23 protein-coding genes are annotated in these 25,064 nt (G+C 72.9%); 8 read left to right on the top strand and 15 right to left on the bottom strand.

The window, feature by feature from the left end; all coding sequences use genetic code 11:
* Positions 1-14 precede the first annotated feature (14 nt).
* The 5 genes from IE311_RS19925 to pdhA all read right to left on the bottom strand — a co-directional run bounded on the left by IE311_RS19925 (position 15) and on the right by pdhA (position 6,127).
* Positions 15-1,373, bottom strand: coding sequence for a molybdopterin molybdotransferase MoeA (locus tag IE311_RS19925; RefSeq protein WP_189833076.1), 1,359 nt, complete (start codon positions 1,371-1,373; stop codon positions 15-17).
* Complete coding sequence (locus IE311_RS19930; protein ID WP_189833077.1) at positions 1,370-2,224, bottom strand: NTP transferase domain-containing protein; 855 nt, start codon at positions 2,222-2,224, stop codon at positions 1,370-1,372. The genes IE311_RS19925 and IE311_RS19930 overlap by 4 nt, the downstream gene beginning before the upstream one ends.
* A 275-nt stretch (positions 2,225-2,499) precedes the next feature.
* On the bottom strand, positions 2,500-3,921 hold the full coding sequence (locus IE311_RS19935) for a dihydrolipoamide acetyltransferase family protein (RefSeq protein WP_229902033.1): 1,422 nt from the start codon (positions 3,919-3,921) through the stop codon (positions 2,500-2,502).
* Positions 3,921-4,967, bottom strand: coding sequence for an alpha-ketoacid dehydrogenase subunit beta (locus tag IE311_RS19940; RefSeq protein WP_189833079.1), 1,047 nt, complete (start codon positions 4,965-4,967; stop codon positions 3,921-3,923). The genes IE311_RS19935 and IE311_RS19940 overlap by 1 nt, the downstream gene beginning before the upstream one ends.
* Positions 4,967-6,127 carry a pyruvate dehydrogenase (acetyl-transferring) E1 component subunit alpha gene (pdhA, locus tag IE311_RS19945; RefSeq protein WP_189833080.1) on the bottom strand — a complete coding sequence of 387 codons (1,161 nt, stop codon included), beginning with the start codon at positions 6,125-6,127 and terminating at the stop codon, positions 4,967-4,969. Before pdhA ends, IE311_RS19940 begins: the two co-directional genes overlap by 1 nt.
* 177 nt (positions 6,128-6,304) lie before the next feature.
* On the opposite strand from pdhA, the gene IE311_RS19950 reads away from it, so the two are divergent.
* Positions 6,305-6,895, top strand: coding sequence for an Lrp/AsnC family transcriptional regulator (locus IE311_RS19950; RefSeq protein ID WP_189833081.1), 591 nt, complete (start codon positions 6,305-6,307; stop codon positions 6,893-6,895).
* Between the two features lie 184 nt (positions 6,896-7,079).
* Here the strand turns inward: IE311_RS19950 and IE311_RS19955 are convergent, their stop codons facing one another.
* On the bottom strand, positions 7,080-7,673 hold the full coding sequence (locus tag IE311_RS19955; RefSeq protein WP_189833082.1) for a TetR/AcrR family transcriptional regulator: 594 nt from the start codon (positions 7,671-7,673) through the stop codon (positions 7,080-7,082).
* Positions 7,670-9,280, bottom strand: coding sequence for a 3-hydroxyacyl-CoA dehydrogenase (locus IE311_RS19960; protein ID WP_189833083.1), 1,611 nt, complete (start codon positions 9,278-9,280; stop codon positions 7,670-7,672). Before IE311_RS19960 ends, IE311_RS19955 begins: the two co-directional genes overlap by 4 nt.
* 124 nt (positions 9,281-9,404) lie before the next feature.
* On the opposite strand from IE311_RS19960, the gene paaN reads away from it, so the two are divergent.
* Positions 9,405-11,102 (top strand): phenylacetic acid degradation protein PaaN, encoded by a 1,698-nt coding sequence (gene paaN / locus IE311_RS19965; protein ID WP_189833084.1) that lies wholly within the window; start codon positions 9,405-9,407, stop codon positions 11,100-11,102.
* Positions 11,103-11,165: 63 nt separating this feature from the next.
* On the opposite strand, the gene IE311_RS19970 is transcribed toward paaN, so the two are convergent.
* From IE311_RS19970 to IE311_RS19980, 3 genes are read right to left on the bottom strand one after another with little or no spacing between them, the layout of a single operon-like run.
* Positions 11,166-11,891, bottom strand: coding sequence for a TrmH family RNA methyltransferase (locus IE311_RS19970; RefSeq protein ID WP_373313913.1), 726 nt, complete (start codon positions 11,889-11,891; stop codon positions 11,166-11,168).
* Positions 11,888-13,204: an HTTM domain-containing protein gene (locus IE311_RS19975; protein ID WP_373313914.1), complete on the bottom strand. Its 1,317-nt coding sequence runs from the start codon at positions 13,202-13,204 to the stop codon at positions 11,888-11,890. The genes IE311_RS19970 and IE311_RS19975 overlap by 4 nt, the downstream gene beginning before the upstream one ends.
* Positions 13,201-13,878 (bottom strand): DUF5819 family protein, encoded by a 678-nt coding sequence (locus IE311_RS19980; protein ID WP_373313915.1) that lies wholly within the window; start codon positions 13,876-13,878, stop codon positions 13,201-13,203. Before IE311_RS19980 ends, IE311_RS19975 begins: the two co-directional genes overlap by 4 nt.
* Positions 13,879-14,122: 244 nt before the next feature.
* Between IE311_RS19980 and paaA the strand changes: the two genes are divergently transcribed.
* The 6 genes from paaA (at position 14,123) to IE311_RS20010 (ending at position 19,065) form a co-directional block, all read left to right on the top strand.
* On the top strand, positions 14,123-15,145 hold the full coding sequence (gene paaA, locus IE311_RS19985; protein ID WP_189833086.1) for a 1,2-phenylacetyl-CoA epoxidase subunit PaaA: 1,023 nt from the start codon (positions 14,123-14,125) through the stop codon (positions 15,143-15,145).
* Complete coding sequence (gene paaB, locus IE311_RS19990; RefSeq protein WP_024760355.1) at positions 15,142-15,429, top strand: 1,2-phenylacetyl-CoA epoxidase subunit PaaB; 288 nt, start codon at positions 15,142-15,144, stop codon at positions 15,427-15,429. The genes paaA and paaB overlap by 4 nt, the downstream gene beginning before the upstream one ends.
* Positions 15,426-16,163, top strand: coding sequence for a 1,2-phenylacetyl-CoA epoxidase subunit PaaC (gene paaC, locus IE311_RS19995; RefSeq protein WP_229902034.1), 738 nt, complete (start codon positions 15,426-15,428; stop codon positions 16,161-16,163). The genes paaB and paaC overlap by 4 nt, the downstream gene beginning before the upstream one ends.
* Positions 16,157-16,654, top strand: a complete 498-nt coding sequence (gene paaD, locus IE311_RS20000) for a 1,2-phenylacetyl-CoA epoxidase subunit PaaD (protein WP_189833087.1) — start codon at positions 16,157-16,159, stop codon at positions 16,652-16,654. The genes paaC and paaD overlap by 7 nt, the downstream gene beginning before the upstream one ends.
* The gene (locus IE311_RS20005; RefSeq protein WP_189833088.1) at positions 16,655-17,743 is read left to right on the top strand and encodes a 2Fe-2S iron-sulfur cluster-binding protein; all 1,089 of its coding nucleotides are present in this window, start codon (positions 16,655-16,657) and stop codon (positions 17,741-17,743) included.
* Positions 17,744-17,931: 188 nt separating this feature from the next.
* A complete protein-coding gene (locus IE311_RS20010) occupies positions 17,932-19,065 on the top strand; it encodes an acyl-CoA dehydrogenase family protein (protein WP_189833089.1) in 1,134 nt (377 codons plus the stop codon).
* A gap of 19 nt (positions 19,066-19,084) precedes the next feature.
* On the opposite strand, the gene IE311_RS20015 is transcribed toward IE311_RS20010, so the two are convergent.
* From IE311_RS20015 to IE311_RS20035, 5 genes are all read right to left on the bottom strand, one after another.
* Positions 19,085-19,429, bottom strand: coding sequence for a rhodanese-like domain-containing protein (locus IE311_RS20015; protein ID WP_189833090.1), 345 nt, complete (start codon positions 19,427-19,429; stop codon positions 19,085-19,087).
* 56 nt (positions 19,430-19,485) lie between these two features.
* Positions 19,486-20,280: a hypothetical protein gene (locus tag IE311_RS20020; RefSeq protein WP_327166527.1), complete on the bottom strand. Its 795-nt coding sequence runs from the start codon at positions 20,278-20,280 to the stop codon at positions 19,486-19,488.
* A gap of 404 nt (positions 20,281-20,684) precedes the next feature.
* Complete coding sequence (locus tag IE311_RS20025) at positions 20,685-22,172, bottom strand: DUF2252 domain-containing protein (RefSeq protein WP_189833091.1); 1,488 nt, start codon at positions 22,170-22,172, stop codon at positions 20,685-20,687.
* A gap of 162 nt (positions 22,173-22,334) precedes the next feature.
* Positions 22,335-22,994 carry a response regulator transcription factor gene (locus IE311_RS20030; protein ID WP_189833092.1) on the bottom strand — a complete coding sequence of 220 codons (660 nt, stop codon included), beginning with the start codon at positions 22,992-22,994 and terminating at the stop codon, positions 22,335-22,337.
* A gap of 37 nt (positions 22,995-23,031) precedes the next feature.
* Complete coding sequence (locus IE311_RS20035; RefSeq protein WP_189833124.1) at positions 23,032-24,810, bottom strand: sensor histidine kinase; 1,779 nt, start codon at positions 24,808-24,810, stop codon at positions 23,032-23,034.
* Between the last annotated feature and the right edge of the window lie 254 nt (positions 24,811-25,064).

Raw genomic sequence — 25,064 nt, forward strand, 5'->3', positions numbered from 1 at the left:
ACGACTGGGAAGTTTCACGTGAAACACGCTCCTTGGGCCGGGGCGGCCCCCGCCGCCTTCGGCCAGGGAAGATCGAGGATGTCCAGCTCCCGGCCGGCGTGCGCGCCACCGGGCGGGACGACGGCCAGGCCGTCCGCGGCGGCGATGCCCCGCAGCATGGCCGGGCCGTTGTAGCGCAGCGGTACGGCCCGTCCGTCACGGTGGACGACCGGGACGAGCCGGGTGTCGTACGGATGACCGTGCACCTCGTCCCGGACGGGTACGCGGTGCGGGGTGCCGTCGCCCTCGCCGGAGAGCGCGCGGAGCAGCGGCTCGGCCAGTGTCAGCAGGCCGGAGACGGCGGCGAGCGGGTTGCCGGGGAGCCCGACGAGATGCCGGACGTGCCCGGGCCGGCCGGGGTCGGCGGCGAGGCGGGCGAGCAGCATCGGGTGGCCGGGCCGGACCTTCACCCCGTCGACGAGGAGGGTGGCACCGGCCTTGCCCAGAACGCCGTGGACATGGTCCACGGGCCCGGCTGCGGTCCCACCGGTCGTGAGCACCAGGTCTGCGGTGGAGCCGGTGACGGCCGCGTACAGCTCCTCGGCGTCGTCGCCGATCCGGCGGGTGGCGAGGACGTCGGCGCCGAGCGCCGTCAGCCAGGGGCCGAGCATCGGGCCGAGGGCGTCGCGGATGAGTCCCTCGTGGGGGAGTCCCGTCGTGAGCAGTTCGTCTCCGAGGACCAGGATCTCCACCCGTGGGCGGTGCGGTACGGGCAGCTCGTCGTAGCCGGCGGCCGCGGCGAGGCCCAGCACGGCGGGGGTCACGCGGGTGCCCGCGGGAAGCAGCTCGTCGCCGGAGCGGCACTCCTGGCCCCGGGGGCGGATGTCCTGTCCGGGCACGACCTCGCGCAGCGCGTGCAGCAGGGTCCCGACCGGCTCGCTGAGCGGGTGCTCGGTGCGGGAGTGCTCGGTGTGGGAATGCTCGGTGCGGGAGTGCTCGGTGCGGAGGACGGCGGTGGTCCCGGTGGGGACACGGGCGCCGGTGGCGATCCGTACGGCCTCGCCGTCGCCCGCCACGGCCGTGGGCGCCTGCCCGGCGAGGACGGCGCCGTCCTCGCGTACGGTCCAGGGCCCGGGACCCGCGACCGCCCAGCCGTCCATGGCGGAGGTGTCGAAGGGCGGCAGGTCGGTGAGGGCGAGCAGCGGCTCGGCCAGGACCTGTCCGAGCGCCTGACCGAGGGGTACGCCGAGCGGCGCCCGGCCGGCCCGCGCGAAGTGCCCGGCGCGGACGGCGGCGGCCCGCGCCTCGGGCCAGACGGTGGCCCGGTGCGGCTGCTCGGCCCGGGGGCCGGTGGCGGTTCCCGGGGCCACCGGGAGAGGCTCCTTCAGGCTCATCCGGCCTCGTCCTGCTCGGCCGCCCAGCGCTGGGCCAGCGCGGCGGCCTTGCGGGCGGCCTCGGCGACCGCCTCCGGTCCGCCCTCGGTACCCGCGCGGGCCGCCGCGTATCCGACCAGGAAGGTGGTCAGGGGCGCGGCGGGGCGGGCCACTCCATGAGCGGCGTCACGGGCCAGATCGAGCAGCACGCCGGTGTCGACGTCCAGCTCGATGCCCAGTTCGTCCTTGACTGCGGTGATCCATTCATCCAGCACGGTCCCATGCTCCCTGATGCGGGCCCGGGCCGTGGCGATGTCCTCCCAGGTGTCGCAGTCGAAGGAGGCGAGGGGGCCGGCGGAGACCCGGGTGAGACGCAGTGCCCCGGTGAGCCTTCGCAGCGGGCCGCCGGCGAGCGTGCCGCGTTCCTCGGCGACACGCGCCAGCTCCCGCCGGAGCGGGGCACGGCGGTACGCGGCGACGAGCGGCTGGTCGCGCCCTTCGGCGTCGGTGAGGAGCGCGGCCTCCGCCTCGGGATCCTCGGCGAGGGCCCCGAGCAGGCGCCGGACGGCGTCCTCGTCGAGGAAGGGGAGGTCGGCGGAGAGGACGAGCAGGACCTCGGCCCCGGTCTCGCGCACGCCTGCGCCGAGGGCGGCGAGGGGCCCTCCGCCGGGCGGATCCTCCCTGGTCCAGTGGACGGGGCGGGTGGTCGCACGGGGGTCCCCGACGACCACGGTCCGGTCCGCGCCCCGGCAGGCCGTCAGGACCCGGTCGAGGAGCGCCCGGCCTCCGATCCGTACGCCGGGCTTGTCGGCGCCGCCGAGGCGCTCGGCGGCACCTCCGGCGAGTACGACGGCGTCGTGTGCGGTGGTCACCCCAGCAGTATGGTCCGCCCCCGCCCCGCGCCGTCGGGCGCGTCTCCCTGGGTGAGACGGCCCGGACGGCCGGCTCGTACGGACCGGGGGCGGACCCGTACGAACCGGTCGGTGATCAGCCGGCGATCAGTCGCTGATCCGCGGCTGCTCCGTGGCCGATCAGTCGCTGATCCGCGGCTGCTCCGTGGCCGATCCGTGGCCGATCCGTCGTTGCTCCGTGGCTGCTCCGTGGGCTGATCAGGTGGGTCCGATCAGCCCGCGGATCAGCCCGCGGATCAGAGCGTGCGGAGCAGGACCGCTGGCTGCTCGACGCAGTCCGCCACGTACCGCAGGAAGCCGCCCGCCGTGCCGCCGTCGCAGACGCGGTGGTCGAAGGTGAGCGAGAGCTGCACCACCTGACGGACGGCCAGTTCGCCCTGGTGGACCCAGGGCTTGGGGATGATCCGGCCGACGCCGAGCATGGCGGCCTCGGGGTGGTTGATGATCGGCGTGGACCCGTCGACCCCGAACACCCCGTAGTTGTTCAGGGTGAACGTGCCACCCGTCAGATCGGCCGGGGTGAGCGCGGACTGCCGGGCGGACTCCGTCAGCCGGGCGAACTCCGCCGTCAGGGACTCGGCCGTCCGCGCCCCCGCGTCCTTGACCACGGGAACGACCAGGCCACGCGGGGTCTGGGCGGCGAAGCCGAGATGCACGGCCGGCAGCCGGACGATCTCCCGGGCGGCGGTGTCCACGGTCGAGTTGAGCTCGGGGAACCGGCTCAGGGCGTGGACGCAGATGCGGGCGAGGAGCGCGAGCAGCGAGATCTTCGGCCCGCCCGCCGCGTTCATCGCGGTCCGCGCGGCCATCAGCTCGGTGGCGTCCGCGTCGACCCAGCAGGTCGCGTCGGGGATCTCCGTACGGCTGCGCGACAGCTTGTCCGCGACGGCGCCGCGGACACCGCGCAGCGGAACCCGCTCGGCGGCCGGGGCGGCCGCCGAGACCGGTGCGGCGGCCGGCGCCGGGGCGATCGCGGTCTCCTGAGCGGCGACCGGACCCTCCAGCGCCGCGATGGCCAGCTCCACATCGGCCCGCAGGATCAGGCCCTCGGGCCCCGATCCGCGGACGTCGCGCAGATCGAGTCCCCGGTCCCTGGCCAGCTTTCGCACGAGCGGCGAGATGACCGGCACCGGGCCCTGGTGACCCGCGGCCACGGCGACAGGTGCCACGGCGACGGGCGCCGGAGCGGCCACCGGGGCCGGTGCGGGGGCCGCCTGGGCAGCGGCGAGGGGATTCGCCACGGCGGGGCTCTCGTGCCGCACCCGGCGGCGCCGGGCGGCGGGCCCGGCCGTCCCGTACCCGACGAGCACATTGCCCGAGTACTCGGACGACACGGCGGACTCGGCCGCGGCCTCACCCACCGTGGGAGCGGCTCCCGGAGCCGCCTCCGCGCGCTCCTCCGGCGCGCCCGTGCCACCCACGGCGACCGTCAGGAGCGGCGCGCCGACGGGCAGTTCGGTGCCCTCCTCGCCGTACCTGGCGGTGACGACACCGCCGTACGGGCAGGGCACCTCGACCATGGCCTTGGCCGTCTCGACCTCGACGACCGGCTGGTCGATGGCGACGACGTCGCCGACGCTGACCAGCCAGCGGACGATCTCCGCCTCGGTGAGTCCCTCACCGAGGTCGGGCAGCTTGAACTCGAGCACCTGCGCCATCAGCTTCCCGCCTCCCACTGCAGCCGCGCCACCGCGTCCAGGACCCGGTCCACGCCCGGCAGATGGTGTCGCTCCAGCATCGGCGGCGGGTACGGGATGTCGAAGCCCGCGACCCGCAGCACCGGCGCCTCCAGGTGGTGGAAGCAGCGCTCGGTCACGCGCGCGGCGATCTCCGCGCCGGGCCCGCCGAAGCCGGTCGACTCGTGGACCACGACCGCGCGGCCGGTGCGTCGCACCGAGGCGCAGACGGTCTCGTCGTCGAAGGGAACGAGCGAGCGCAGATCGACGACCTCCAGGTCCCAGCCCTCGGCCTGCGCGGCCTCCGCCGCCTCCAGACAGACGGGTACCGAGGGACCGTAGGTGATCAGGGTGGCGCCGGTGCCCCGGCGCCGTACGACGGCCTTGCCGATCGGCTCCACGGGCGCGGGCGCCTCGGGGGACCAGTCGGACTTGGACCAGTAGAGCCGCTTGGGCTCCAGGAAGACCACCGGGTCGTCGGAGGCGATGGCCGCGCGCAGCAGCCCGTAGGCGTCCTCGACGGTGGCAGGGGTCACGACATGCAGTCCGGGGGTGGCCATGTAGTAGGCCTCGGACGAGTCGCTGTGGTGCTCGACTCCGCCGATCCCGCCGCCGTACGGGACACGGATGACGATCGGCATCGGCATCGCGCCCCGGGTGCGGTTGCGCATCTTCGCCACATGGGAGATCAGCTGCTCGAACGCCGGGTAGGCGAACGCGTCGAACTGCATCTCGACGACCGGGCGCAGGCCGTACATGGCCATGCCGACGGCCGCGCCCAGGATGCCGGCCTCGGCCAGCGGGGTGTCCGTGCAGCGGTCCTCGCCGAACTCCTTGGCCAGCCCGTCGGTGACCCGGAAGACACCGCCGAGCGTGCCGACGTCCTCGCCCATCACATGGACGGTCGGGTCCTCGGCCATCGCGTCGCGCATGGCGCGCTGGAGCGCCTGCGCCATCGTGGCGGGCTTGGACTTCGCGGCCTTTCCGGCGGTCCTGTCCGCCGTGGGTCCGGTTGTCGCGGTCGTCATCACGCCTCACCCTCGGCTTCGAGCTCGGCGCGCAGCTGCGCCGCCTGTTCGCGCAGCTGCGTCGTCTGCTCCGCGTACACGTGGGAGAAGAGGTCCATCGGGTCGAGGACCGGCTCGGCGTTCATGCGTTCGCGCAGCTCCGCGGCCATCGCCTCGGCGGCCTCGGCGGCCGCCCGCCTGCCGTCCTCGTCGAGCAGGCCACGCTCCGTCAGTTCCCTTTCGAGGATCAGGATCGGGTCGTGCGCACGCCAGGCCTCGACCTCGCCGGCCGCGCGGTAGCGGGTGGCGTCGTCGGCGTTGGTGTGGGCGTCGATCCGGTACGTGATCGCCTCGACCAGGGTGGGGCCGCCACCGCGCCGTGCGCGGGCCACGGCCTCGGTCAGCACCTGGTGGACGGCGACCGCGTCGTTGCCGTCGACGAGCCGGCCGGGCATCCCGTATCCGACGGCCTTGTGGGCCAGGGAGGGGGCCGCGGTCTGCTTGGCGAGCGGCACGGAGATCGCGAAGCCGTTGTTCTGGACGAGGAAGACCACGGGGGCCTGCCAGACGGCCGCGAAGTTCAGTGCCTCGTGGAAGTCGCCCTCGCTGGTGCCGCCGTCTCCGACCATGGCGAGCGCGACCACGTCGTCGCCCTTGAGCCGGGCGGCGTGGGCGAGGCCCACCGCGTGCGGGAGCTGGGTGGCGAGCGGGGTGGAGAGCGGCGCGATGCGGTACTCGCGCGGGTCGTACCCGGTGTGCCAGTCGCCGCGCAGAAGGGTCAGCGCCTGCACGGGGTCGAGGCCGCGGGCGACGGCCGCGAGGGTGTCGCGGTACGAGGGGAAGAGCCAGTCCCGCTCCTCCAGGGCGAGGGCGGCGGCGATCTCGCACGCCTCCTGGCCGGTGGTGGACGGGTACACGGCGAGCCGGCCCTGCTTGGTGAGGGCGGTGGCCTGCGTGTTGTACCGGCGGCCGCGGATCAGCTCCGTGTAGAGCCGGAGCAGCAGCGCGGGGTCGGCGTCGGCCACGGCGTCCGTACCGAGCACGCGCAGCGGCTCGGTGTCGGGCAGCAGCGGCGTGGGGTCGGTACGCGGCTGCCACGCGGGCGGCGGGGTGGGCCGGTGGGCGGAAGCGGCACCGGGCGGCTCTTGGACTGTCGAACTGCGCTGTTGCAACGAGTCCACCTCCTCGTGGGAGCGGGCATAAGACCCGAAGGCGGGTGGCGCGAGTGTGGCGCGCCTCACCTACCGATTGTTCGGTCGTGGAGGCATTTTGGCTACAGGCACCTCCAGCCTGTGGACAAACGGTTCTCCACAGCCTGGGATATGTGCAGGTCGTCCACCGGAGAGAGGCGGGGGGACATGGCGGATGAACAAATGGCCGTCGACCGGAACGAGGTTCCGGGCGACGACACGGGCGGCGCGCCCGACAAGGCCGGGAGCGAGCCGCCCGGCGAGGTCCTGAGCGCCCCGGTCGGCGTGCCGACGGGCGCGCTTCCGGCACGCCCGCTGGACGCGATCGACCGGGACATCCTGCGGTTGCTGCAAACGGACGGTCGCGCCTCGGTACGCTCCGTGGCCGAGCGGGTGCACGTCTCGCGTGCCAACGCCTACGCGCGCATCAACCGGCTCATCGACGACGGGGTGATCCGCGGCTTCAGCGCCCGGGTCAACCACGAGCGGGCGGGCCACGGAGCCTCCGCCTACATCACGCTCAAGATCGTGCAGAACTCCTGGCGCACGGTCCGCGAGCAGCTGAAGACGCTGCCGGGTGCCACACACATAGCGCTGGTCAGCGGAGATTTCGACGTTCTGCTGCTGGTGCACACACCGGACAACCGGACGCTGCGCGAGCTGGTGCTCACCCGGCTCCAGTCGATCCCCGAGGTGCTGTCCACACGCACGCTGCTGGTCTTCGAGGAGACGGACCTCAACACGGACCCGCACGCCTGACGACGCCCGCTCTCCCCGGACGAGAGAGGACGGCCCCCGGCGGGGCCGTCCTCGTCCGCACGGGCCCGGCCGTCCTCTGTCCACCGGAGCCCGGCCGTGCACGTCCACACGGGTCCGGGGGCCGGCTCCGGGCCACCATGGGCCCGGCAGAGCCCCTCGGGTCCTCAGCGGGGCTTCTCGGTCCTCAGCGGGCCGTCCTGAGCCCGTCGAAGGCCAGGTGCGCCACGGTCTCGGCGAGCTGCTCGCGCTCCGCCGTCGCGTCCGGATGCGGCCGGTACCACTCCACCAGCGAGTTGATCATGCCGAAGAGGAGCCGGGTCGCGAGCCGGATGTCCACATCGGCCCGCAGGTCGCCCTCCTCGGCGGCGGCCTTGAGCAGCTCGGCCACCTTGTGGTCGAACTCCCGTCGCCGCTCCATGGCCCACCGCTCGGTGCCCGTGTTGCCCCGCACGCGCAGCAGCAGCGTCACGTACGGCAGCTCCGCTATCAGCACCTCGACCGTGCGGCGCGTGACGTACTCGACCCGCTCGACGGCCCGGCCGCGCACGGCCCCCGGCTCGTCGAGGATCGCGAAGAGCCCGTCGAGCGCCCGGCTCACCGCCCGCCGCAGCAGCTCCTCCTTGCCGGACACATGGTGGTAGATCGACGACTTGGAGATCCCGGCCGCCTTGGACAGATGCTCCATGGAGGTGCCGTCGTAGCCCCGCTCGTTGAAGACCCGGACGGCGACCGAGAGCAGCGTCTCGGGCGTGTAGGTGTCGCGCTTCACGGTGGTCATCCCGCGTCCTCCGCGTCCTCGGCGTAGCCCCGGCGCACCAGGCCGATGCTCGGCGCGTACCGCCCGGACGGATACCGCTCGTGCAGCTCTCCCAGGAGTGCCGTCGTACGCCGGAACCCGACCTTGCCGGCCCACTCCAGCGGGCCCGCCGGATAGTTGACCCCGAGCCGCATCGCCGTGTCCACGTCCTCGGCGGAGGCGACCCTCCGGTCGACCGCGTCGGCCGCGAGGTCGGCCAGCATGGCGACCGTACGGGCGACGATCATGCCGGGCACGTCGCCGATCACGGACACCTGCTTGCCCAGGGCCTGGAAGAGTCCCACGGCCTCGGCGAGGGTCTCGGGCGCGGTCCCCTCCTTCGTGGAGAGCACGATCCTGCTCGCGCGCGCGTAGTCGAGGGCGAGGTCGAAGTAGACGATCTCCTCCCGGTGGTACTCGAAGGAGGACTCACCGTCGGCGAGATTGAGTTCGCCGCCGCCCGGCAGCTCGATGTACCCGCCGTCCGACTTCTTGCGCCGGACCGTGATCCCGGCCGCCTCGAAGAGCTCCACCAGCGGTTCCGCGGGACCGAGGTCGCCCCGTACGACGATCCGCTTCGGCGCCTCCGCGGGCGCCGCCGTGTGCGGCTCCGGCCGCTGCGCGTCCTCCGCGTACGAGAACCAGCCGTGGCCCGTCTTCCGGCCGAGGCGCCCCGACTCCACGAGCCGCCGCTGCGCGAGCGAGGGCGTGAACTTCGGGTCCTGGTGGAAGGAGTCCCAGACGGAGCGGGTGACGGCCTCGTTCACGTCCTGGCCGATGAGGTCGGTCAGCTCGAAGGGGCCCATCCTGAAGCCGCCGCACTCGCGCAGGGCGGCGTCGATGGTGGCCGGATCGGCCGCGCCCTCCTCGAAGACCCGCAGCGCCTCGGCGTAGAAGGGGCGGGCGACCCGGTTCACGATGAAGCCGGGGGTGTCGGCGCAGCGCACCGGCGTCTTGCCCCAGCCCTTGACCGTCTCGTACGCGCGCGTGGCGACGTCCCGGTCGGTGGCGAAGCCGCTGACGACCTCGACGAGCGGGAGCAGCGGCGCCGGGTTGAAGAAGTGCAGTCCGACGAACCGGCCGGGCAGCCGGAGCCCTCCCGCGATGGCGGTGACGGAGAGCGAGGAGGTGTTGGTGGCGAGGACGGTGTCGTCGCCGACGACCTTCTCCAGATCGGCGAAGAGCTGCTGCTTGACGGGGAGCAGCTCGACGATCGCCTCGACGACGAGCGCCGCGTCCGCGAGCTCGTCGAGTTCCCGGGCCGCGTGCAGCCGTCCGACGGCCGCCTCGCGCGCGGTGGCGTCCAGGCGTCCCTTCTCGACGAGCCGGTCGAGGCGGGCGGTCAGGGCGGCCACGGCCTCCTCGGCGCGACCGGGGGCGCTGTCGTAGAGGCGTACGGGATGGCCGGCGACCAGGGCGACCTGGGCGATGCCCTGGCCCATGGTGCCCGTCCCGACGACGGCGACGGTACGGTCCCGCCCGACGGGCCCCGGGGCCCCTTCGGCTGCGGCTTCTGCGGCTTCCACTGCGGCGGCGGGCTCACTGGCGGTCACGTCGTCGCTCCCCCTGACGGTCACGTTGGCGCTCATAGGAGTGATCCTCCCCGATGGGTTTTCCACAGGATCGACAGGCCCCCTTGTCCCGACCGATCGTTCGGTTACTCTAACTCCGTACGTGTCTCCCTGCCCAGCTCGACGAGGAGTTGGTCCATCCATGGCCACCGTTCTGCCGACCACCGACCGACTGGCCGAGAAGCACCGGTCCACGCTCGATCAGGCGCTCGACACCATCCGGACCCGTGCCTACTGGTCGCCGTACCCCGAGCACCCGAAGGCGTACGGGACGGACGGCTCGCTCGACGCGGCCGCCGGCCTCGCCGCCCACCAGGCCCTGCTGAACACCCGCTTCGAGCTCGACCAGCCCGGCACGGACGGCTGGACCGGCGGCGAGACCTCGCCGTACGGCCCCGAGCTCGGCATCGAGTACCCGCACGCCGACATCGACGTCCTGCTCCCCGCGATGCGCGCGGGCACGGCCGCCTGGCGCGACGCCGGCGCCGAGACCCGTGCCCTGGTCTGTCTGGAGATCCTCACCCGGATCTCCGCCCGCACCCACGAGTTCGCCCACGCCGTCATGCACACCAGCGGACAGGCGTTCATGATGGCGTTCCAGGCCGGCGGCCCGCACGCCCAGGACCGCGGCCTGGAGGCCGTGGCGTACGCGTACGCGGAGCAGACCCGCACCCCCGCCGGGCGGGCCGACTGGTCCAAGCCCCAGGGCAAGCGCGACCCCCTGGAGCTGAGCAAGGAGTTCACCCCGGTCGGCCGCGGCATCGCCCTGGTGATCGGCTGCAACACCTTCCCCACGTGGAACGGCTACCCGGGCCTGTTCGCCTCCCTCGCCACCGGCAACCCGGTCCTGGTCAAGCCCCACCCGCGCGCCGTGCTCCCGCTCGCGCTGACCGTCCAGGTCGCCCGTGAGGTGCTCGCCGAGACCGGCTTCGACCCGAACCTGGTGGCGCTCGCCGTCGAGCGGCCGGGCGAGGGAATCGCCAAGACCCTGGCGGTCCGCCCCGAGATCCGGATCATCGACTACACCGGCTCCACCGCCTTCGGCGACTGGCTGGAGGCCAACGCCCGCCAGGCGCAGGTCTACACCGAGAAGGCCGGCGTCAACACGGTGGTGGTCGACTCCACCGACAACTACAAGGGGATGCTCGCCAACCTGGCCTTCTCGCTGTCCCTGTACAGCGGCCAGATGTGCACCACCCCGCAGAACCTGCTGATCCCCCGTGACGGCATCACCACCGACCAGGGCCCCAAGACGTACGACGAGGTCGTCTCCGACCTCGCCGCGGCGGTCGGCGGTCTGCTCGGCGACGACGCCCGGGCGAACGGTCTGCTCGGCGCCCTGGTCAACCCGGACGTGAAGGCGCGTCTGGAGGCCGCCGCCGGTCTCGGTGAGGTGGCACTCGCCTCCCGCGAGGTGGTCAACCCGGAGTTCCCGGACGCCGTGGTCCGTACGCCGGTCATCGTGAAGCTGGACGGCTCCAAGCCCGACGCCCAGGCCGCGTACTTCTCGGAGTGCTTCGGCCCGGTCTCCTTCGCCGTCTCGGTGGACTCCACCGACGACGCCCTGGAGCTGCTGCGGCGCACGGTCCGCGAGAAGGGCGCGATGACGGTCGGGGCGTACACGACCTCGGCCGACACCGAGCGTGCGGTGGAGGAGGTCTGCCTGGAGGAGTCGGCCCAGCTCTCGCTGAACCTCACGGGCGGGGTCTATGTGAACCAGACGGCCGCGTTCTCCGACTTCCACGGCTCCGGCGGCAACCCGGCGGCGAACGCCGCCCTGTGCGACGGCGCCTTCGTCTCGAACCGCTTCCGGGTGGTGGAGGTCCGCCGCCAGGCCTGATCCACGCGCGCGTGGAGGCTCCCCGGAGCCTCCACGCGGCTTCCCGGAGGGAGCTCTCACTCCCTACGGCGTCTCGATCTCCGCATAGCGCTGGACCCAGGCGTGCATGGCGATGGCCGCAGCCGCTCCCGCGTTGATCGAGCGCGTCGAGCCGAACTGGGCGATCGAGCAGACCATCTCCACATGGGCGCGGGCCTCCTCGGTGAGCCCCGGGCCCTCCTGCCCGAAGAGCAGCACACAGCGGCGGGGCAGCACGGTCCGCTCCAGCGGCACGGCTCCCGGCAGGTTGTCGATGCCGATGACGGGCAGGCCCTCGGCCGCCGCCCACGAGGTCAGCGACTCGGTGTCCGGGTGGTGCCGGACGTGCTGGTAGCGATCGGTGACCATGGCACCGCGCCGGTTCCAGCGCCGTCGGCCCACGATGTGGACCTCCTTCGCCAGGAAGGCGTTGGCGGTGCGCACCACCGAGCCGATGTTGAAGTCGTGGCCCCAGTTCTCCACCGCCACGTGGAAGTCGTGACGCCGGGTGTCCAGGTCGGCGACGACCGCCTCCCGCGTCCAGTACCGGTAGCGGTCCACGACATTGCGCCGGTCGCCGCCGGCGAGCAGCTCGGGGTCGTACCGCTCGCCCTCGGGCCACGGCTCCGGGTGCGGCCCGACGCCGATCTCGGGAGCGAAGCCCTCGTCGTACTGGACCGGCTCGGCGGCCCCGGCTTCCGCTTCGGCCGCGACCCCGGCTGCGACTGCGGCCCCGGCAACGGCCTCGGACTTCTCTTCGGTGGTGCTCACCCGACGAGGGTACGGGGGCCGTGCTCCTCACCCGTAAGGCGCTGCTCGGGCAGCGTCCCGGCGGGCGGCCGACCCAGCAGCCGGTCCCGGCCACGCACCACCCACGCGCCGAGCGCGACCAGGAACGGCGTCGGCAGGAAGACGGCGTCGGCGGAGATCATCGCGAGCGAGAACACCGGCAGTCCGAGGAGGACCGCGATCCCGGCGTGCTCCAGCATCATCGCGACGAGCAGCACGTTCTTCACCTTGCGGTGGAAGAGTGTGAAGGGGAAGGCGACCTGCACGATCACCGTGCCGTAGGTCAGCACCATCACCATGACCCCGCTGGTGCCGAGCAGCTCGGAGAGGGCCGGCCAGGGGGTGAAGTAGTCGAGGTTGAGCGGGTAGAACAGCGCGGTGCCGTCCTGCCAGCGCGATCCCTGGATCTTGTACCAGCCGGCCGTGGCGTAGATCAGACAGACCTCCGCCATGATCACGACGAGGGCCGCGTTGTGCGCGAGGTTCGCGAGGGCGTCGAGCAGGGTGCGGGGCTCCTCGGCCGCGTACCGGCGGACCAGCCACCACAGTCCGTTCCCCAGCCACAGGACCCACAGCAGCACGGGCAGCCACCACTCGCCGGTGACCTCGCTGAACCAGGTCGTGGCGAGGAGGAAACCGCCGAGCACGATCCACAGGAGCGGGCCGACGCGATCCTGGCGCGGCGGTTCCCCGGCACGGGCGGCACGGGCCTCGCGGGCCGCCCGCCGGGCGTCCAGGGACCACACCTGGGAGCAGCGCGTCAGCACGAGGTAGAGCGCGGCGAGGTGGAGGACGTTGTCGCCGCCGTCGCCCACGAAGACGGAGCGATTCTGCAGCGAGAGCACCCCGACCATGAAGACCACCGACACGGCACGGGTGCGCCAGCCCACCAGGAGCAGCACGGCGGACAGCACCGCGATCCCGTAGACGAGCTCGAACCAGAGCCGGCCGTCCGACCACATGAGGACGGTGAAGGCCCGGTTGTCGGCGATCAGCCGGCGGGCCATCTCCCAGGACCAGGGGCCGTCGGGGCCGTACAGCTCGTGCCGGAACGGCAGCTCGCGCAGCAGGAAGAGCAGCCAGGTCAGCGAGAAGCCGATCCGCACGATCGCGGTCTGGTACGGGCCGAGGGAGCGGCCCGTGACGGTCTGGACGGCACGGGCGAACCGGCGGTCCAGCGGCTCGCGGTCACGCGCGCGCGTGCCGGGGCCGCCCATCGGCTTCGCGGCGTCGCCCAGCGGCGGTACGGGGTCACTCATCGGTGCGGCGTCGCCCAGCGGTGCGGGAGTGCTCATCGGCCCGCCTCCGTGCGGCTTCGGTCGGATCCGGTGGGCCGGTCGGCGTCGGTGACGGGCCACCACGGGAGGTCCCGGTAGGAGGGCGCGGTGTCGATCTTCTCGGAGCTCCAGCGGGGAGGAGGCACGGCCCGCGTGACGGCCCGGAGCTGGACGCGCCGCACCTCACCGGTGAGCGCCCGTCCGTCGGGGCCCGCGAGGACGGGAAGCGCGTCGAGGCGGAGCATCGCGATCCGGCGCATGTACTCCTCCGAGAGGCGGCCGCGCAGCCCGCTGGGGGTGTCGTCGTCGGAGTGCGAGTTGAGGTAGAAGTCCACGGCCCTGCGGAGCTCGTTCTGCTGGGCGTGGCTGGGCATCGGGTTGTGCCGGATCGCCTCGATGTCCTGGGCGGTGAGGTCGATCCAGCCGGTGGTGCGGCGGGCGCCGTCGGGGACGGCGAGCTCGGCGCGGACCTCGACGGAGATGTTCTGCTGCAGCGGATTGGGCGCGAAGAGCTTCCAGTTCTGTTCGAACTCGGGATAGACCCAGTCGTCGACGGCCTGGCCGTGCTGTTTGGTCAGCGTGTTGGACGGCGCGACGTGCAGGAACACCATCGCCAGATGGAGGCAGGCGAAGACGCCGACGACGGCGAGCGCCACGGCGAGGACGACCTGGTAGGGCAGGGACAGGGCCATGATCCCGGTGTTCGCCCGGTCCGCCGGGGGTATCGGGGATGACGTTCCCGGGGCGCCGGTCAGGGGGTCGGCAGGGGGTGCCGGACGGTCTCCGTCCGCGTCGGCGGCGTCCTTTTCGACGTACGCGTCCATCCCGCCCCGATCCCGATCGGCCCACCTCGGTTATCCACAGGGTTGACACCATACGGGCCGTCGACTCACCATTGAAGTCATTCAACCGAACGATCGGTCGGTAGGGGGTCCGATGACCGCAGTGACGGCAGGGACGACAGAGACCACGGGCGTGCCCGGAGTGTCGGACGCGGCCGTGGCGGCGGAGCAGGCCGCCTACGAGGCCGTGTTCGACGCCGCCGTGGCCGCCGATGAGCGGATCGAGCCGCGCGACTGGATGCCCGAGGCCTACCGCGCCTCGCTCGTCCGGCAGATCGCGCAGCACGCCCATTCGGAGATCATCGGCATGCAGCCGGAGGCGAACTGGATCACCAGGGCGCCCTCGCTGCGGCGCAAGGCGATCCTGATGGCGAAGGTGCAGGACGAGGCCGGCCACGGCCTGTATCTGTACAGCGCGGCGGAGACCCTCGGCACCAGCCGGGACGAGCTGCTCGACAAGCTCCACTCGGGCCGCCAGAAGTACTCCTCGATCTTCAACTACCCGACGCTGACCTGGGCCGACGTCGGCGCGATCGGCTGGCTGGTCGACGGCGCCGCGATCACCAACCAGGTCCCGCTGTGCCGCTGCTCCTACGGGCCGTACGCCCGCGCGATGGTCAGGGTCTGCAAGGAGGAGTCCTTCCACCAGCGCCAGGGGTACGAGGCGCTGCTCGCCCTCTCCCGGGGCACCGAGGCCCAGCACGCCATGGCGCAGGACGCGGTGGACCGCTGGTGGTGGCCCTCGCTGATGATGTTCGGCCCGCCGGACGACGAGTCGACGCACACCGCCCAGGCGATGGCCTGGAAGATCAAGCGCCACTCCAACGACGAGCTGCGGCAGCGCTTCGTCGACATCGCCGTGCCGCAGGCCGAGGCACTCGGACTCACCCTCCCCGACCCCGACCTCCGGTGGAACGAGGAGCGCGGGCACTACGACTTCGGCCCGATCGACTGGGCCGAGTTCTGGGACGTCCTCAAGGGCAACGGCCCCTGCAACGACCAGCGCCTGAGCACGCGGCGCCAGGCCCACGAGGACGGCGCCTGGGTCAGGGAAGCGGCGGCGGCCCACGCGGAGAAGCACAAGCACACCGGCAAGCACGGGGAGGCACAGGCATGACGAGCGACGGTTGGCCCCTGTGGGAGGTGTTCGTGCGCTCCCGCCGCGGGCTGTCCCACACCCACGCGGGTAGTCTCCACGCGCCCGACGCGGAGATGGCCCTGCGCAACGCCCGCGACCTGTACACCCGCCGGAGCGAGGGCGTGTCGATCTGGGTCGTCCCCTCCACGGAGATCACCGCCTCCTCACCCGACGAGAAGGACCCCTTCTTCGAGCCGTCCGCGGACAAGCCCTACCGCCACCCGACGTTCTACGAGATCCCGGAGGGGGTGAAGCACCTGTGAGCACCCCGGACACCCGAGAGGCCGCCGTGATCACCGGAGCCGCCCTCGCCCTCGGCGACGACGCCCTCGTCCTCTCCCACCGCCTGGGGGAGTGGGCGGGCTCCGCCCCCGTCCTGGAGGAGGAGGTGGCCCTGGCCAACATCGCGCTCGACCTCCTCGGCCAGGCCCGCGTCCTGCTTTCCCAGGTCGGCGACGAGGACGAACTGGCGTACCTGCGCGAGGAGCGTTCCTTCCGGAACGTCCAGCTGGTCGAGCAGCCGAACGGCGACTTCGCCCACACCATCGCCCGCCAGCTCTACTTCTCCACCTACCAGCGCCTCCTGTACGGGCAGCTGGCCTCCGGCGACGGCCCCTTCGCCGGCCTCGCGGCCAAGGCCGTCAAGGAGGTCGCCTACCACCAGGACCACGCCGAGCAGTGGACCCTGCGCCTCGGCGACGGCACCACCGAGAGCCACGAGCGGATGCGCCGGGCCTGCGACGCCCTGTGGAAGTACACGGGCGAGCTGTTCCAGCCCGTCGAAGGACTCGACGTCGATCACGCCGCCATGGAGAGCGCCTGGCTGGCCTCGGTGACGGACGTTCTCGGCAGGGCCACACTCACCGTGCCCGAGGGGCCGCGCACCGGCGCCTGGGCCGCGGGCGCCGGCCGGCAGGGACTGCACACCGAGTCCTTCGGACGGATGATCGCCGAGATGCAGCATCTGCACCGCAGCCACCCGGGGGCGGCATGGTGACCATGACCGCCCTCGAGGAGGAGCTGAGCCGGATCGCCGGCGCCGTCCTCGACCCCGAGCTGCCCGTCCTCACCCTGGCGGAGCTCGGCGTGCTGCGGGGCGTCCACGTCACCGGCCCCGGCCGGGTCGAGGTCGCCCTCACCCCGACCTACACGGGCTGCCCCGCCGTCGAGACCATGTCCTCGGACATCGAGCGCGCGCTCCACGAGCACGGCGTGCCGGAGGTCTCCGTCGTCACGGTCCTCGCCCCCGCCTGGTCCACCGACGACATCAGCGAGGAAGGACGGCGCAAGCTCGCCGAGTTCGGCGTCGCACCGCCGCGCCCCCAGGGCCCGGCCGGCGGCCCGGTGCCGCTGACCCTGGCGATCCGCTGCCCCCACTGCGGTTCCACCGACACCGAGCTCCTGAGCCGCTTCTCCTCGACCGCGTGCAAGGCCCTGCGCCGCTGCATCGCGTGCCGCGAACCGTTCGACCACTTCAAGGAGTTGTAGATGGTGTCCTCAGCCGCCGCACGGGCCGGATTCCATCCGCTCCGGGTGAGCGAGGTCGAACGACTCACGGACGATTCGGTGGCCGTCACCTTCGCGGTCCCGCCCGAGCTCCACGAGGCGTACCGGCACCTCCCCGGCCAGCACCTCGCGCTCCGCCGCACCGGCGAGCAGGGGGAGGAGATCCGGCGCACGTACTCGATCTGCGCCCCCGCCTCCCCGGCCGGTGAGCCCCCCGTCCTGCGCGTCGGCATCCGGCTCGTCGACGGCGGCTCGTTCTCGACGTACGCCCTCAAGGAACTGGCCGTCGGCGATCTCGTCGAGGTCATGGAGCCCATGGGCCGCTTCTCGCTGGCCCCGCGCCCCGGCCACTTCGCGGCCGTCGTCGGCGGCAGCGGCATCACCCCGGTCCTGTCGATCGCGGCCACCCTGCTCGCCCGCGAGCCGGAAGCCCGGTTCTGTCTGGTCCGGAGCGACCGCACGGCCTCGTCCACGATGTTCCTCGACGAGGTCGCCGACCTGAAGGACCGCTACCCCGACCGCTTCCAGCTGGTCACCGTCCTCTCCCGCGAGGAGCAGCAGGCGGGTCTGCCCTCCGGCCGCCTCGACCACGAGCGACTCGCCGCGCTGCTGCCCTCGCTGCTGCCGGTCGAGTCGATCGACGGCTGGTTCCTCTGCGGCCCCTTCGGGCTCGTGCAGGGCGCGGAGAGCGCGCTGCGCGGCCTCGGGGTCGACCGTGGCCGGATCCACCAGGAGATCTTCCACGTCGACGACGGCTCGGCACCGGCGTCGGTCCCCACGGCCGACACCCCCGCGCACGCCACTCTGACCGCGACCCTGCACGGCCGCTCCGGCAGCTGGCCGGTGGACCGCGGCGAGACACTCCTCGACACGGTGCTCCGCTCCCGCGCGGACGCCCCGTACGCCTGCAAGGGCGGGGTGTGCGGCACCTGCCGCGCCTTCCTCGTCGGCGGAGAGGTGCGGATGGACCGCAACTTCGCGCTGGAGCCGGAGGAGACCGAAGCCGGATACGTCCTGGCCTGCCAGTCCCACCCGGTCACCCCGGACGTGGAGTTGGACTTCGACCGCTGACGAACTCCGGTCCCCCGCCCCCGACTCGACCCGGGAGAGCCTCATCCCACCGGGTCCGGGGCCGGCCCCACCCGGCGATGTCGGGAGACGACCCGGCCAAGTCGGCCGCCGCCATTCCCTTCCACTAGAACCTGTTCTATCTTGACGGACCGTCAGGACGAGCAGGGGCACAACGGGAGGGCAGGGCAGTGGACTTCACCTTCACCGAAGAACAGCAGGCGGCCGTCGAGGCGGCCAAGGCGGTCTTCTCGGGCGTCACGCCCGACGCGGTACCGAGCCCCGCCCTCACACCGGGCGCCGTCTCCGAGGACCTCGACCGACCGCTCTGGTCCCGTCTCGCCGCCACCGACCTGCTGGGACTCGTCATCTCCCCCGAGCACGGCGGCGGCGGCCTCGACCCCGTCGCCCTCTGCCTCGTACTGCGCGAATCCGGCCGCGTCCTCGCCCGCGTCCCCCTCCTGGAGACCAGCGCCGTCGCGATGACCGTCGAGCGGTACGCGCCCCGGGGAACGGCCGCCGAGCTGCTCCCCCGTGTGAGCCGCGGCGAGCTCGTCCTCACCGCCGCCTCCCAGGGACGTACCGGCCACGACCCCGCCGAACTCGCCGTCACCGCGCGCCGCGACGGCACCGACTGGATCCTCGACGGCCTGCAGACCGCCGTCCCCTGGGCCCACGGCGCCGACCTCGTCGCCGTACCCGCGCACACCACCGAGGGCGGCACCGTCCTCGCCCTGCTGCCCCGCACACACGAGGGCGTCGGCCTCACCGCGCAGTACTCCACCAACGGTGAACTCCTCGCCGAGCTACGGCTCGACTCGGTACGTCTCGGCAGTGCCGACGTCATCGACGCCGAGGGCGCCTGGGAATGGCTGCGCGATCTCCTCACCACCGGCACCTGCGCGCTCGCGCTCGGACTCGGCGAGGCCGTCCTCACCATGACGAGCCAGTACACCGGGAAGCGCGAACAGTTCGGCCACCCCGTGGCCACCTTCCAGGCCGTCGCCGTCCAGACCGCCGACCGCTACATCGATCTGCGCGCCATGGAGGCCACCCTCTGGCAGGCCGCCTGGCGCCTCACCAGTGGGGCCGAAGCGGCGCTCCCGGCGGCGGGGGACATCGCCGTCGCGAAGATCTGGGCCTCCGAGGGCGTGCGGCGCGTGGTGCAGACCGCCCAGCACCTGCACGGCGGCTTCGGCGCCGACACCGACTATCCCCTGCACCGGTACCACGCCTGGGCCAAGCACCTCGAGCTGGCGCTCGGCCCCGCGGCAGCCCACGAGGACGCCCTGGGCGACCTGCTGGCCGCCCATCCCCTCGGCTGAGGTCCGACCGTCGAGACCGTCAGAGAACGAACGCCGGGCTTCCGGTACCCGTCACCATCGGGCGCCCGGCACCGTCCCAGGCGAGCATTCCGCCCTCGACGTTCACCGCGTCGAAGCCCTGCTGCACCAGGTACTGCGTGACCTGCGCCGACCGGCCACCGACCCGGCACATCACATACGCGCGACCGTGCTCGGCGACAGCCTCGGTCACCTCACCGAAGCGGGCGACGAAGTCACTCATCGGCACGTGCACCGCGCCCTCGACGTGACCGGCCGCCCACTCGTCGTCCTCCCTGACGTCCAGCACCAGGGCATCGGCCGGCACGGAAGCCGCGTCCACCGAGGGCAGCGGGGAGAAATTCATGGGAACGGCCTTCTCTCGTCGGTACCGCCCGAACGAACTCGGGCGCACGGAAAAACCTACTGCACCAGCTCGGCCAGCTCGTTCTCACGCTCGGAGACCTGCGTGAGCAACTGCTCCGCGATCTCCTCCAGGAGCCGGTCGGGGTCGTCCGGCGCCATCCGCAGCATCGCGCCGATCGCGCTCTCCTCCAGCTCACGCGCGAGCGCCGACAGCAGGTCCTTGCGCTCCGCCAGCCACTCCAGACGCGCGTACAGCTCCTCGCTCTCGCTGAGCCGCTCCTCGGCCGGCGCGGGGCCGGCCTCCCACTCCGCGGAGAGCTCACGCAGCAGCGCCTCGTCGCCACGGGCGTAGGCGGCGTTCACCCGCGTGATGAACTCCTCGCGCCGCTTGCGCTCCTCGTCCTCACGCGCCAGGTCGGGATGCGCCTTACGGGCCAGCTCCCGGAAGAGCCTGCGGACCTCGTCACTCGGGCGGACCCGCTTCGGCGGCTGCACCGGCCGGTCGGTGAGCATGGCCTCGGCTTCGGGGGAGAGGCCGTCGGAGTCGATCCAGTCGTGGAACAGCTCCTCCACCCCGGGCATCGGCAGCACCGCGGCCCGCGCCTCCTGCGCCAGCCGCAGATCCTCGGGGTCGCCGGTGCGCTCGGCCCTGGCCTCGGCAATCTTGGCGTCGAGCTCGTCGAGCCGCGCGTACATCGGGCCGAGCTTCTGGTGGTGCAGCCGCGAGAAGTTGTCGACCTCGACGCGGAAGGTCTCGACGGCGATCTCGAACTCGATCAGCGCCTGCTCGGCCACCCGCACGGCCCGCTCCAGCCGCGCCTCGGGCCGCTCGTCCCGAGCCGCCGCGTCCACGGCCGGTCCACCCCGGGACGGCTCTCCCTGAGGCTGCTCACCCTGGGACGACTCGTCCGGAGACGCGGCGTCCCGGGGCCCCTCGTCCGGCGTCTGCCCACTCCGGGACGGCTCGTCCAGAAGCCGCTCGTCCTGGGACGGCTCGTCCTGAGGCCGCTCGCTCTCGGGGCCCTCGTTCGCACCCTGGTGCACGCTCACGTCTACGCCCGCCCACGTCCTCGTTCCGGCTCGTCCCACCCAGCCTACGGTCCTTTCAAGGGGGCCTCCCCCCTCCCCTCCCCCTCCCCTCCCTCCCCCTGGTCGACACGTGAGGCGCAGCCCGTACACCCGCCCCGGCAGAGCCCCGCCCGGGCGTCGACGAAGACCGGGGCGTCGCCCGGACGCCCAGCCCGACCCGGCCCCGGTCAGACGCCCGGTTCGGCTGCGATCCGGCCGGAACGGACGGCGGCGAGCAGGTCCGCGTGGTCGGCGGTGGTGCGGTCCGCGTACGAGACGGCGAAGGCGGCGACGGCCTCGTCGAGCTCCTCGTTCTTCCCGCAGTACCCGGCTATCAGGCGCGGGTCCGCGCTGTGGGCGTGGGCCCGGGCGAGCAGCGCCCCGGTCATCCGGCCGTAGTCGTCGACCTCGTCGACCGTGAGCGCGGCGGGGTCGACGCTTCCCTTGCGGTTGCGGAACTGGCGCACCTGGAAGGGGCGCCCCTCCACCGTGGTCCAGCCGAGCAGGATGTCGCTCACGACCTGCATCCGCTTCTGCCCGAGCACCACGCGCCGCCCTTCGTGGCCCGGGTCCTCCACGGTGAAGCCCGCGGCCGGCAGATGGGGAAGCAGCGCGGACGGCCGAGCTTCCTTCACCTGGAGTACGAGTGGCTCGCCGCGGTGGTCGAGGAGGAGCACGACGTAGGAGCGGGTACCGACGCTGCCGGTGCCGACGACGCGGAAGGCCACGTCGTGGACGGCGTACCGCGCGAGGAGCGGCAGCCGGTCCTCGGACACGGTCTCCAGGTACGGGCCGAGGGAGGCGGCGACCGCGGCCGCCTCGGCGTCCGGGACTCTGCGGAGCACCGGGGGAGCGTCCACGAATCTGCGGCCGCCGCCCTCGTCGTCGGTCACCGGCTCGGTGGACCGGGCGGCGAACCGGGCGCTGGTGTTGTTCCGGGCCTTGGCGGAGACCCGTTCCAGGGTGCCGAGGAGATCACGCGCGTCGGTGTGCGAGACGAGTTCCTCGTCCGCGATGGCGTTCCAGGCGTCGAGGGCGGGGAGACGGGCGAGCAGTCGCATGGTGCGGCGGTAGGCGCCGACGGTGTCGAAGGCGGCGGCCCGGCACTCCTCCTCGCTCGCGCCCACTTCCCGTCCTGCGAGGACCAGGGAGGTGGCGAGGCGCTTGAGGTCCCATTCCCAGGGGCCGACCACGGTCTCGTCGAAGTCGTTGAGGTCCATGACGAGCCGGCCGCGTGCGTCGCCGTAGAGCCCGAAGTTGGCGGCGTGCGCGTCGCCGCACAGTTGGGCGGCGATGCCGGTGACGGGGGTGCCGGCGAGGTCCTGGGCCATCAGCCCGGCGGATCCGCGCAGGAAGGCGAACGGGCTCGCCGCCATCCTGCCGACCCGTATGGGGGTGAGTTCGGGGACGCGGTCGCGGTTCGACTCCTCGACGGCCCGGACGGCGTCGGGACGGTCCCCGGCGAGGGCGGGCTGCCGGTGCGAGGAGCGCGGAACCCGCTCGCGCAGTTGCTTGCCTCGCTCCTTGGGCGAGAGCACGGCCTCCGTGCCCCCGGAGCCCGGGGCCTCCCCGACGGCGGCGCGGCGCGCGAACCCCGGTACGTGCGGCACACGTGAGCCGTCCGGCTTCCCGTCCGTACCGCGCTGTTCCGGCACCACGGCCCTGGTCTCGTCCATGGCACGCCCTCCCCCGATGCGAAGTCCAACATCATCCGGCCTGACCGTACCGCCGCACTGGAACAGGCGTCTCCCCCTGTGGACAAGCACCTGTGGACAACCGCCGGACCACGGCACCTCTCCGCCCGTCCGCACCGCTGTGGCACGGCCCCGCTCTCGCGGTCACAAGCCCGCGTCCCGTGCCAGCAGCGCCGCCTGAACGCGGTTCTCGCAGTCCAGCTTGGCCAGGATCCTGCTCACATACGTCTTCACCGTGGCCTCACTCATGTGCAGCCGCTTCCCCGCGTCGGCGTTGGAGAGCCCTTCCCCGAGCAGTGCGAGCACATCGCGTTCCTTGTCGCTCAGCCCCGCGACCCGCCCCCGCGCCTCCTCGGCCCGGGCGGCCTCCCGGCCGCCGGCGAGCCGCTCCACCACGTGCCGGGTCGCCGCCGGTGACAGATACGCGTCCCCGGCGGCGGCCGCCCGTACCGCCCGGATCAATTCCGCGGGCGCCGTGTCCTTGAGCAGGAAGCCCGCGCCGCCGTGTTCCAGGGTCCGCAGCACGTTCTCCCGCTCCCCGAAGGTCGTCAGGACGATCACTCGGGCCGCCGGCGCCGCCCGCCGGAGCTCCGGCAGCGCCGAGAGACCGTCGAGCACCGGCATCTGGATGTCGAGCAGGACCACGTCGGCGGCGTGCGACCGGGCCTCCTCGACCGCCTCCCGACCGTTGGCGGCCTCCGCGACGACCTCGATCTCCGGGTCCGAGATGAGGATCATCCGGATCCCGGCTCTGATCAGCGGCTCGTCGTCGGCGATCACGACCCTGATGGGCTGCCCTGCCACAGCTACTCCCCACGGCTCCGGTACGGGCGGGTCGGCGCTATCGCGCCTCGACCTCGTACGACTTCTTCTCGATCAGCTTGCCGTCCTGGAAGCAGAACCGGAAAACGGGCTCCTTGTCGAAGTCGTCGCTGATCACCGAGGACATCAGCACCAGGCAGTCGGCGCCCTCCGGCTGCGCGGGTCCCTTGCCGCTCAGGCCCGCGGTGGCGATCGTGTCGCCCGAGGGAAGCCGGTTGCGGACGTCCTTCTCGGACATCCCGACCTTCACCGCGTCGTACTCCCCGGGGTCGATCATCCCTTCCTTCAACGAGCCCATCAGGAAGTAGATGCCGAAGCCCGCGGCCACCACCAGCAGCACGAGCCCCGCGAACGCGATCCCGCAGCCGATCGCGATCGACCCTCCGGTGCTTCTGCTCTTGCCCCCGCCTACCGCCATGGCCAGCTCCCGCTCCGTGAACGTCCAGTCGGCCTGCCCGACCACGACCGGACGACCATCGCCCGCCAGCGGCTTCGTGGTCTGCTGCCGGAAGTCGTCGGCCGCATCGACCAAAGGCGCTGCCTCCGCGACGGGAGCCGCCCCGTAGGGCAGCATCCCGGCGACCCGGAACCCTCCTCGGTCGGCCGGACCGGCGTGACACATCCCACCCACCAGCCGGGCCCGCTCGGCGAGGCCGGTCAGGCCCTGCCCGCCGCTCACGACGTCCCCCGCGGGTTCGCCCGTGGGCTCCTCGTTGAGGACCTCCACCACGAAGGTGTCCGGCTCGTACCGCAGCTCGACGCCGATCGACGCCCCCGGCGCGTACTTGTAGGCGTTGGTGAGGGCCTCCTGCACGATCCGGTACGCGGCGTGGTCGGCCGCCGGCGCCAGCGGCCGTTCCTCCCCCGACCGCTTCAGGCCGACCGAGGTGCCGACGGCCCGTGCCGCGTCCACGAGGCCCTCGATGCCCGCGATCCCCCGGGCGGCCCGCCCCGTCTCGTCCCCGCCCCGTCCGGGCGCCGCCGCCGTCCCGTCGGAGGCCTCGATGCCGTCGCGGAGGATCCCGACGACCTCCCGGAGTTCGTGCATCGCGGTCACCGACGCGTTCCTCAGGACGCCGACGGCCTCGCGCTGGCGGTCGCTCAGGTCCCGGTCCACCTCCAGGGCCCCGGTGTGCACGGCGATCAGGGCCAGTTGGTGCCCGAGGCTGTCGTGCATGTCCTGGGCGATCCGCTGCCGTTCCCTCAGCCGCGCCTGCCAGACCACCATGGTCCGCTCCCGCAGCAGCTGGGCGTTGCGCTCCTGGAGCGCGTGCAACAGGGTCCGCCGCTGGGTCCAGTAGCGGTGGGCCAGGCCGGGAGCAAGGGTGGTGCCCAGGTAGTAGAGGGTCGCCGTGAGGGCGATGGCGAGCAGCCGGTCCCGGTCCCAGGGTCCGACGAGGCTCCCTCCGACGTTCAGGACGAAGGCGGCGATGAACGCGGCGAGCGCGCGCCCCACCCCCGCGATGTACCGGCCGGAGGACCAGCCGACCACGAGCAGCAGGGGCCCGAAGCCGGGCACGAAGGGTGTGAGTCCCGCGGTCAGGACGAGCACACTGGCGGGAAGTCTGCGGCGCACCAGCGACAGCGCGGCGGAGCCCGCGGCGACCCAGACCAGCCGCCATCCTTCACCGCCGAGAAGCTCCTCGGTCCCGGCTCCGAGCAGTGCGAGGACGGCGGCGAGCGCCACCTCACCGGTGGTCCTCCGCCCCGACCACTGCCCCGGCACCACGAACCAGGCCCACCCGGCGGCGAGTGCGGCCCCGATTCCGTCCGAACTCCCGGTCCCCGACTTCGACATAGCGTCCACGTCTCGCACCGTAGGCCGCGCCCCGGCCTCCGGGCTTCTCTCTTTCGTCTCGCCCTGCGACGACAAAAGTCGCCCCTCACGCACGGACCCAGACCCGGACGCGGACCCGGAGGCTCATGACCGCGCCCCGTCCGCCCTTGCCGCGCCCCGCCCACCCATCACCGCGCCCCACCTCGGGACGTGGGAAGGCTCACACCCACGACGACAACGCGGAAGCCCCGTAGGTCGATGACCTACGGGGCTTC

The organism is Streptomyces zaomyceticus (assembly GCF_014656215.1).
Lineage (GTDB): Bacteria > Actinomycetota > Actinomycetes > Streptomycetales > Streptomycetaceae > Streptomyces > Streptomyces zaomyceticus.